Raw genomic sequence first — 9,259 nt, 5'->3', positions numbered from 1 at the left:
TTCCCGCCGCCGCCATACCGCCTCGCGTCGAGGGAACGGCAGGGAAAGGTATTTGCAAAATCCATGGAGAGGGGTGATCCCAGTGGCTGGGCGAATGCATCTTGGGGTCACACACGGGGGCCGCAAGGGGCGGGGGCGGGGCATTGACCCCTTCACCGACGTTTCCTGCTGCCGCCATGCCGCCCCGCGGCGAGGGAACAGCATTTGCAAAATCCATGGAAAGGCGGGATCCCAGTGGCTTGGCAAATGCATTGTGGGGTCACACACGGGGACCGCAAGGGGCGGGGTGGGGTCTTGGCCCCTTAACCTGGGCTTCCCGCCACCGCAGAGGAGGTCTGCCAATAAGGTCATCGGAGGGAGGCCGCCCTCACATGGGGCAGGGGGGCATCTGATGCACGGCGCCAGAGGCGCAGAGAAAGGGGGTGAGGGGCAGGATGAGAGCCGCAGAGAGCAAGAAGGGGAGCCGCAGCTCCCCTTCCCGTTGGTGGATGCCGGGGTCAGACGGCTTTGTACTCAAGCTCGACCGAGCCCAGGGCCTTCAGGGTGGACTGGGCCGAATCCCGCTGACTGATCTGGCCATCCTTGCTCTCCAGCAGCACGGCGCGGCGCACGGTGGCGAGATCCTCGCCACCCAGCACAGCGTGGGCGCAGGCCATCTGCATCGGCGGCAGGCTCGGGTTGAAGGCGGCGTTCTCGGCATAGCGGCCGCAGAAGATGCGCCCGTCCTCGAACTGCAGCGCCACCGCGGCATAGCCCTGGCTGTAGGGGGCATAGCTCTGGCGGGCGGCGGCGAGCGCAGCCTGCCACAGGGGGTCGTCGCTCTCGAGCACCAGCTCGTCATGGGCCTGGGGGCTCATCAGGGCATCGGTGATCTCGAGATCGGCGGGGCCGAAGGAGTGGGGCAGGAAGGATTGCAGCTCGCTGAGATCGTCCGGCAGGGAGACCTTCAGGGTCTTGGCGGTGCTCAGCTCGTTCATGAACTGGCGGCAGTGGCCGCAAGGGGTGTAGTTCACGGTGATCTCGGAGATCCCGGTCTCGCCACCCAGCCAGGCGTTGGAGATGGCGGACTGCTCGGCGTGGACCGAGTGGAACAGCCCCTGGCCCGCGAACTCCATGTTGGCGCCAAAGTACCAGGTGCCGCTCAGGCCGCAGGCGATGGCGCCGACGAAGAACCTGGAGATGGGGGCCACCGAGCAGGCGGCCGCCAGCGGCAGCAAGGCCAGACGCAGGGCCCTGTCATCCAGCCCGGTGGCGGCTTTCAGGGTCGCGACCTGGTCCGGGGTGAAACGGGCCTGGAAATTGTCCCCCAGCATGGGCAGCAGGGCGGCCTGGAGCGGGGCGGAAAGGGTCTCGAATGGCTTGGCAAAGCGGGGATGCATACTGTGTCCTCAAAGGCCAATTGGGGGGCCATTGTAGGGAGCAAGCGCGGCGAATTGTGTGAGCGCGCTCACGCCTTGATGGGCAAAGGGGCGGGGATGGTAAAGGAAACGTTTGTCTTTCGCAATCTGTGCGCCAGCTCCCGGCATCAGGGAGGCGAGGGTATCGGATGGAAACGGTGAAAGGGCACAGAGGCCATGGCCGCAGGGGCGGCCATGGCAACGGGGATCAGGTCAGCCAGTGATAGAGGGCGAACAGCAGGGGGGCGATGGCTGCGGTCAGCACACCGCACACCACCATGGCCAGCGACGAGAAGGCGCCCTGGGTCACTCCCTGCTCGGCGGAGGCGGCGGTGCCGATGGCGTGGGCGCAGGCTCCCATGGCGAGCCCCTGGGCCTCGGGGTCGGTGACACGCATCAGCTTGAGCAGGGGATAGCCCGCCAGGGCCCCCAGGATCCCCACCACCACCACCACGGCGGCGGCGATGGCGGGAATGCCGCCGAGGGACTGGCTGACGCTCATGGCGAGCGGCGTGGTGATGGACTTGGTGGCGATGGAGGCGAGCAGCGCCGGATCCGCCCCCATCAGGTGGCCGACCCCCAGGGTGGTGCAGACCGAGATGAGCACCGCGGTGAGGGTACAGGCCAGGATGGGGGTGAGCTTGTCGCGGATCTGGCGTGCCTGCTGGTAAAGCGGCAGGGCCAGGGCCACCACGGCGGGTTCCAGCAGGGCGGTCAGGGGCGAGGCCCCCTGCTGGTACTGATCCAGAGGCAGATCGAGCCAGAGCAGCAGACCGATGATGACGGCGGTGGGGATCAGCACCGGATTGATGACGGGCCAGGGCAGGCGGCGGTAGAGGGCCCGGGTCATGAAATAGAGGGCCAGGGTGAGGGGCAGGGCGAACCAGAGGATCATGGCTTGTTCATCCTTTGATAGAGGTGGCCGACCGCGCCCAGGATGAGCACGATGCCGAGCACGACGCAGAGCATGATGAGACCGAAGGATTGGCGCAGGGGCTCGAGCCAGGCCACCAGACCCACCGCCACCGGCACGAACAGCACCCCCATGTGGCGCAGCAGCAGGCCGCCCCCCAGCTCGACCCAGGAGAAGCGGACGATCTGCAAGGAGAGCAGCACGAACAGCAGCAGCATGCCGATGATGCTGCCGGGGAAGGCGAAGGGCAGGATGGCCGCCACGGCCTTGCCTGCCAGCAGACAGGCGATGATGACCAGAAAATCACGAAGGTAGCGCAGGGTGCGTTGCAGCAGCACGGGGGCCTCATCTTGGCAAGTGTGAGCAAGGTCGCAGTTTAACAGGCACGGGGGGGAGGGAACAGTGTCAACTGGCCCGCAGGGGATACAATGGCCCGGCTTCAACCCCATTCACAAGAAGGAGTTCCCATGTCGACCCCCTCTCTCCTGGCCCGGTTGCGCCAACTGCCCGCCGATCCCGCCCTCCCTGACACCCTGCTGCAAACCCGCCAGTGGGAGGGGCCGCTTTGCCGGGTGAGGCTCGACAACACCGGGAAGCAGTCCGAGGCCGTCCACCACTGGCGGCTGTTTGAGGGGGATCTCGGACTTGCGCCCGACGCGGCCATCTACGGGGAGGGATTCCAGATGCTGGCCCAGACCGGGGGACGCTGGAACGCCCCCGAGCACCTGGGCCGCTGCCCCGATGCGTCTGTCTATCGCATCACCGCCGACCATGGCTACCACACGGTGCACAACCTGCTGCTGGTGGCGCAGGAGGGGGGTTGGCTGCTGCTGGCCTTTGCGAGCTGCCAGCGCTTTGGCGGGGAGTTTCGCCTCCATCCCGACGGGCGCCTCGAGATCGTGATGAACACCGAAGGGCGCACCCTGGCGCCGGGTGCGTACTGGCAGAGCGAGGCGCTGATCTGCCAGGAGGGGCCGGACAGGGAGGCCCTGCTCGCGACGCTGGCGCAGCATATCGCCGCCGAGCACGGCTCCCTGGTGGGGGAGGTGCCCACGCGCCCGAGCGGCTGGTGCTCCTGGTATCACTACTACGCGAACGTGAGCGCGGCGGACATTCGCGAGAACCTGGCGGTGCGGGCCGAGCGTTTCCCGGCCCTGCGCTACGTGCAGATAGACGATGGCTATCAGGCCAGGATGGGGGACTGGCTCACCCCTTCCGCCAAGTTCGAGGAGGGAGTGGCGGCCCTGGCAGGGGAGATCCGCGCCGCCGGTTGCGAGCCTGCGCTCTGGGTCGCCCCCTTTATCGCCGAGCCCGGCTCCCGAGTGTTCCAGCAGCACCCTGACTGGTTCGTGAAAGGGGAGGATGGCCTGCCGCTCCCCTCGGAGCGGGTCACCTACGGGGGCTGGCGCTGCACCCCCTGGTACGTGCTGGATGGCACCCACCCCGAGGTGCAGACGCACCTGGAGCAGGTATTTCGCACCCTGCGTACCCAGTGGGGCATTCACTACTTCAAGCTCGATGCCAACTTCTGGGGGGCCATCCACGGTGGTCGCTTCCACGACCCCGCCGCCACTAGGGTGGAGGCCTATCGGCGCGGCATGGCCGCCATCCTGCGCGGCGCCGGGGAGGGGGCCTTCCTGCTCGGCTGCAATGCGCCGCTGTGGCCGAGCCTCGGCCTGGTGCACGGCATGCGGGTGAGCGATGACGTGGAGCGCCAGGGCCCCCGTTTTCGCCAGATAGCGCGAGAAGCCTTCTGCCGCGCCTGGCAGCACGAGCGGCTCTGGGTGCTGGACCCCGACTGCGTCTGCCTGCGGGATATTCCGGGCCAGCACGGGAGCCGCGCCGAGTACGACTTCCACCTGGCCGCCCTGGTGGCGAGCGGTGGCATGGTACTGGCGGGGGACAGATTGCAGGATCTGGACGAGGCGCAAGGGGCGCGCCTTGGCAAGCTGCTCGCCCTGTGCGCCGCGCGCACCCCGGCGGCCCGCTTCGAGGGGATGGCATTCGAGCGCGGGCGGGTGGCGCTGCCCGGGGGCGGCGAGCTGCTCTGCCTGTTCAACTGGGGGGAGCACCCCTGCGAGTGCCCGTTGACGCCGGGGGGCACAGACTTCTGGGACGAGACGCCCCTGGGGAGCACCCTGGTGCTGCAAGGGGGGCAGGGGGCGGTGATCCGCTACCCCTGATGGCGTTGCACTGCAAAAAGGCTCCCTCGGGAGCCTTTTTTACGTGGCGAAATGGTCTCTAGAAGTGCCACTCCATCCCGATGGCGTAATTGGCGGAGCCATAGCCCGGGATCTCGTTGCTGGAGGCGAGCGCCTTGACGGTGAGGCGGGTTGTCAGGGGGATGCCGAGCCCCATGCCGATGGCGATCTCGTCGCTCTGATCCCCCATCATGTCCACCCGCAGGGTGCGATAGAGGGAGAGATCCTGGCTCATCTGGGCATAGATCTGGGACGACTTGTTGTAGAGCTGGCCGAACACCTCCATCTGGAAGCCGTTTTGCGGCGTGATGGCCAGGGGAATGCCGGCGAAGCGGTAGAGATCCGAGTGGTTGAAATAGCTGTTGGTGATTTGCGGGGTGAAGTCAGTCTGCTGGTAGAGGGTGCTGAAATTGCGCTCGATGAGCCGGTAGGTCTGCTCCGGCAGGCGCAAGAGGTAGTCCGGCACCTCGAACCGGGCGCCAGCGAGGGCAGCCTGGGGCAGCAGGGCACAGGCGACGAGTGTCAAAGCAGGCAGAGCTGAACGCATAAAACGAGAGTTCCCCAACAGTCGAAAGCACGGCATCCATGCCGTCAGCGCATCTAAATATTCACACTATCAGGAGCTTGGGCTCCCTGCCCATTATGTCGCGAGCCGGGGAAACGCATCGGTTTTTAACTGTGAAACGGCTCACATCTCATAGATTTTCAAGGTAGTGATAGAGACTCTTTAGAATCGCAAAGTTCCGTTCGTTCCCCTGGTTCTGTTCCGCCAGGGCTTCCAGGCGCGGCACATAATCCGGCAGACGGCGGCTGAAGTAGTCGCTGCAGTGCAGGCGCCAGCGCTTCTGCTCCGCTTCGCTCAAGGTGTGGGGCCAGTTGCGGGCGCGGTAACGGAACAGCATCTCGGGCAGACGGGGATCCGTGAAGGCAAACTCCCGCTCCCCCAGCAGATCCGCCGGGGTGGCGCGCACCAGATCCATGGTGGACTTGTCGCCGTGGCCGAAGAAACCGGCGTAGAGCTGGGTGTCGGGGTCGCCGTCATTGCTGCCGGCAAACTCCTGGTTGAACACCTCCACCAGTTTTTCCCGCACCTCGGGGTGGGCCCGCAGCAGATCCAGGCTCTTGCGGCACTGAGCCCGGTTGATGCCCAGCTCGTCCGCCCGCTCCGGCGTCAGGGTGGCGGCCGGGGCCAGCACCGGGCACTTGTTGATGTGCACCAGTTTGACCGGAATGCCGGCCAGATCCCCCAGCTCCTCTTTTTTGGTGTAGAGGCGCTCGCGGATCTCCTCGCAGGAGAGCTCGATGAGCGGAGTCGGGTCACGGGTCAGATCCACCATGATCACCGCGTTCTGGTTGGTGGGGTGCCAGGCGAGCGGCGACACCCAGCTTGCACACCCCTGCCAGGGGGAGAACATGCCGGAGACGTGCACCAGGGGTTTCATGGTCACCACGTCGATGAGGGCCTTCACCTTGTTCTTGTTGCGAAGATCAAAGAGGTACTCGAAGAGCTTGGGCTGAGCCTTTTTCACCAGCCTGGCCATCTCGATGGTGGCCAGCACATCCGAGAGCGCATCGTGGGCGTTGGCGTGGGCCACGCCGTTGGCGACGGTGAGCTTCTCCAGCCTGAAGCTCGGCTTGCCCTCGTCGTCAAACGCCCACTCTATCCCCTGCGGGCGCAGGGCGTAGCAGGCCCGCAGCATGTCGAGGATGTCCCAGCGGGAGTTGCCGTTCTGCCAGGCGTAGGCATAGGGGTCATAGAAGTTGCGATAGAGGGTGTAGCGGGTCACCTCGTCATCGAAGCGGATGCTGTTGTAGCCGAGCACGCAGGTGCCCGGGGTGGCGAACTCTGCGTGGATCTGGCGGATGAAGTCCGCCTCGCACAGGCCGTCCTTCATCGCCTTTTGCGGCGTGATGCCGGTGATGAGGCAGGCTTCCGGCTCCGGCAGGTAATCCGCCGGCGGCTTGCAGTAAATCACCAGCGGCTCGCCGATGACGTTGAAATCCGCGTCGGTGCGAATGCCCGCAAACTGCGCCGGTCTGTCTTTGGCCGGACTGATGCCGAAGGTCTCGTAGTCGTGGAAGTAGTAAGTGGGCTGGGTGGTCTGCTTCGCTGATGTGCTCATGTGTTCTTGTGTGTTCGCGCTTCTGATTGATTTTTCAGGGTTTAGTGCCGTTCTGGTGAGGTGCAAATTCCGAAGACACTTTCATCGTTCACCCAAACCTGACGTTGTTCAATGGCCTGCTGGTACATTATCTGGTACAAAACACCCCATGAGAGTGGTACAAAATTTTAATGGGGTAGCAATGGCGTTATCAGATAGCTGGCTTCGAGGGGTGAATGGTAAACCATATGCTGGCCCGAGCGAAGTGAGCGACGGTGATGGGTTGAGTGTCCGGGTCTCACCGAAGGGGGTGGTTGCGTTCCAGGTTCGGCATGTGGTCGACGGGAAGCGGGTTCGGACCTCTCTTGGTCGGTACCCGGCTCTGACCTTGCGAGAGGCCCGGATAAAGGCCGATGAGCTCAAAAGCGGTGTTGCGCCGATCAGTGCCTCGGGCGACGAGCCTACGCCTGCAGCCTTGTTTGATGAGTGGTTCGAGAAGTACGTGATGCGGGAGTGCCGAGAAGGTACCCAGAAATACTATCGCTATACCTTCTCGTCGGTGAAGAACCGCTTGCCTGACCGGCCAATCAGCCAGATCACCATGGACATGTGGTTGAGCTATTTCGATGCCATCAGCGAACGGGCACCCGGGGTTACCCGTGTGGTGATCACGGGGCTAAAGGCCTGCTTCAACTGGCATGTTCGCCGCGGCACGATCAACATGCCCAACATGATGAGTCTGCGGGCCAGGGATGTTGGCGCCCCCGCCAAGACCGGTCACCGGGTGTTGACGGTGCCAGAGGTTGCAAAGATCTGGCGGGCCATTGAGGCCAGCCGGGCCGGAACCGGCAACAAAGTGATTCACTTGCTTTGTCTGGTCTATGGGTGCCGGCTGTCCGAGGCCAGAACGCTCAAGCGTCAGGACCTGGATTTCGAGTCTATGGTCTGGACCGTACCGGCGGAGATCAGCAAGACCGGCCGGCCTATCCGCCGCCCCATCACATCGGTGGGCAAGCAACTGTTCGAACGAGCAGCCATGGCGTCGGTGGACCCAGTCTATCTGTTCCCGGGTCAGGGGGAGGGGAATGGGCCGCTGGAGATCCACTCATGTAATCGGTTGGTGAGCCGCTTGCGCAGCAGCCTGGGGATCCCCCATTGGAGGATTCATGATGCTCGTCGAACGCTGTCGACCCGGCTATCGGAATTGGGGGTGTCGCCCCATATCACCGAAGTGATGCTGGGGCACACCCTGACTGGCGTGATGGCTGTTTACAACAAACATGACTGGCTTGAGGATCAAGCGGCTGCCTATGAGCGCTGGTGGACAGTGATCCAGCGGGAGCTAGGCGTTGCCACTGATCCGGTTGTGGCTATCAATCCAGGCCATGATGTGTGACTTGATCCAGCGCAGGGGCTGGTGGTCGATAGGCTTGGGAAAGGTCGCGTCTTTATTGCGGAGGTGATACAAGGCGGTTCGACCTTTTCCCAGCATCACCATCAGTTCTTTCTGCTCAATTTTCTCAATGGGCTCTAACATAAATCCTCCGGTGAATCCTAGAACGGCAGGTCGTCATCGTAATCAAATGGCGGCTCGTTGCTTTGCTGGCCCGCAGATGGGGTGGCGGCAGGCCTGGCTGGTGGCTGGGACTGAGCCTTCTGCGAACTGCCTTGCTGCGGCTTGCCGCCAAGCATCTGCAGTACCCCGGTGAAGCTGTCGACCTGCACCTCGGTGGTGTAGCGGTCCTGACCGCTTTGGTCCTGCCACTTGCGGGTCTGCAGTTTCCCTTCCACATAGACCTGTGAACCCTTCTTCAGGTACTGGCCCGCCACTTCGGCCAGCTTGCCCACAAGCACCACCCGGTGCCACTCGGTACGTTCCTTCTGCTCGCCGGTCTGCTTGTCGCGCCAGCTTTCGCTGGTGGCCAGAGAGAGGGTGGCGATCGCCATGCCACCCGAGGTGTATCTGATTTCAGGATCCTGACCCAGGTTGCCGATCAGGATGACTTTGTTGATGCCTTTCATTCATTACCCCGCGACACTTGTCCTTCTGCCAGCTGCATCTGTTCGGCATCCCGGATACAGTCATGAAGTGAGTGATGGGGGACGAACCAGTCTGGCTTTTGCCACTCATCCAGATACCCCTTGCTGCCACCAGATAGCGCATCGATGTAGGTCCGTACATCCCGCACCTGGTTGTATTTCCATGGAACCGGCAGGCTGAAGTCCTCGAACAGGGAGACCAGAATCGGCGGATCAAAGTCGGTGCCGCGGGCAAAGGGCTGTGCTCCCTTCATGAAATCGGAGAGCAGGATCAGCGCCTCCCGCACCGGGGTATTGCTGCCGTTGATGATACCGTCACGGGCCTCTTTACCCTGCTTGTTCCACCAAGCCACCGTCCCCGGGTCAACGGTGCGACCCGCCAGCAACTGCTCGGTCACATTCAGCTTGAGGTGCAGGACGTTCTCGCCCTCGGTGGAGAGGCGGCCATTGTCGATGGTGATCCCCACCTCGGCATCGTGCTTGTTGAAGCGGACGGCAGAGAGAGTGAGCACCACCGCCTTCTTGTCCATGGCCAGGGTTTCGGTATCGAATACCACGGTGTCGCCCTGATACCGCTCGGCTTTATCGTTCATGTCGTGATTTCCT

At 63.7% G+C, this 9,259-nt stretch carries 9 protein-coding genes; 2 read left to right on the top strand and 7 right to left on the bottom strand.

The genetic code is table 11. The features are described 5' to 3' along the window. Positions 1 to 497: 497 nt before the first annotated feature. From cdd to MUW49_RS16265, 3 genes are all read right to left on the bottom strand, one after another. Positions 498 to 1,379: a cytidine deaminase gene (cdd, locus tag MUW49_RS16275; protein WP_198497558.1), complete on the bottom strand. Its 882-nt coding sequence runs from the start codon at positions 1,377 to 1,379 to the stop codon at positions 498 to 500. 226 nt (positions 1,380 to 1,605) lie between these two features. Then, on the bottom strand, positions 1,606 to 2,292 hold the full coding sequence (locus MUW49_RS16270; RefSeq protein WP_041212945.1) for an LrgB family protein: 687 nt from the start codon (positions 2,290 to 2,292) through the stop codon (positions 1,606 to 1,608). Further along, the gene (locus tag MUW49_RS16265) at positions 2,289 to 2,648 is read right to left on the bottom strand and encodes a CidA/LrgA family protein (RefSeq protein WP_010674461.1); all 360 of its coding nucleotides are present in this window, start codon (positions 2,646 to 2,648) and stop codon (positions 2,289 to 2,291) included. The genes MUW49_RS16270 and MUW49_RS16265 overlap by 4 nt, the downstream gene beginning before the upstream one ends. A 129-nt stretch (positions 2,649 to 2,777) precedes the next feature. Here MUW49_RS16265 and MUW49_RS16260 point away from each other — a divergent pair, with 129 nt between their 5' ends. After that, on the top strand, positions 2,778 to 4,493 hold the full coding sequence (locus MUW49_RS16260) for a glycoside hydrolase family 36 protein (protein ID WP_244812972.1): 1,716 nt from the start codon (positions 2,778 to 2,780) through the stop codon (positions 4,491 to 4,493). Between the two features lie 58 nt (positions 4,494 to 4,551). Here MUW49_RS16260 and MUW49_RS16255 read toward each other — a convergent pair whose 3' ends face one another. Both MUW49_RS16255 and sbcB read right to left on the bottom strand, forming a co-directional pair. Further along, entirely contained in the window at positions 4,552 to 5,058 is a 507-nt protein-coding gene (locus MUW49_RS16255) for a hypothetical protein (protein ID WP_039038881.1), read from the bottom strand. 148 nt (positions 5,059 to 5,206) lie between these two features. After that, positions 5,207 to 6,634, bottom strand: a complete 1,428-nt coding sequence (gene sbcB, locus MUW49_RS16250; RefSeq protein ID WP_244812971.1) for an exodeoxyribonuclease I — start codon at positions 6,632 to 6,634, stop codon at positions 5,207 to 5,209. Between the two features lie 181 nt (positions 6,635 to 6,815). Here sbcB and MUW49_RS16245 point away from each other — a divergent pair, with 181 nt between their 5' ends. Further along, positions 6,816 to 8,009, top strand: coding sequence for a site-specific integrase (locus MUW49_RS16245; protein WP_158656270.1), 1,194 nt, complete (start codon positions 6,816 to 6,818; stop codon positions 8,007 to 8,009). A gap of 158 nt (positions 8,010 to 8,167) precedes the next feature. Here the strand turns inward: MUW49_RS16245 and ssb are convergent, their stop codons facing one another. Both ssb and MUW49_RS16235 read right to left on the bottom strand, forming a co-directional pair. Beyond that, complete coding sequence (ssb, locus tag MUW49_RS16240; RefSeq protein ID WP_005324058.1) at positions 8,168 to 8,635, bottom strand: single-stranded DNA-binding protein; 468 nt, start codon at positions 8,633 to 8,635, stop codon at positions 8,168 to 8,170. Beyond that, positions 8,632 to 9,246, bottom strand: coding sequence for a 3'-5' exonuclease (locus MUW49_RS16235; protein ID WP_103857820.1), 615 nt, complete (start codon positions 9,244 to 9,246; stop codon positions 8,632 to 8,634). The genes ssb and MUW49_RS16235 overlap by 4 nt, the downstream gene beginning before the upstream one ends. Between the last annotated feature and the right edge of the window lie 13 nt (positions 9,247 to 9,259).

Origin of the sequence: Aeromonas sp. LsrichE-8G (genome assembly GCF_022869435.1) — a bacterium.
GTDB classification, from domain to species: Bacteria; Pseudomonadota; Gammaproteobacteria; order Enterobacterales; family Aeromonadaceae; genus Aeromonas; species Aeromonas caviae.
This window is presented reverse-complemented; position numbering and strand designations above follow the sequence as displayed.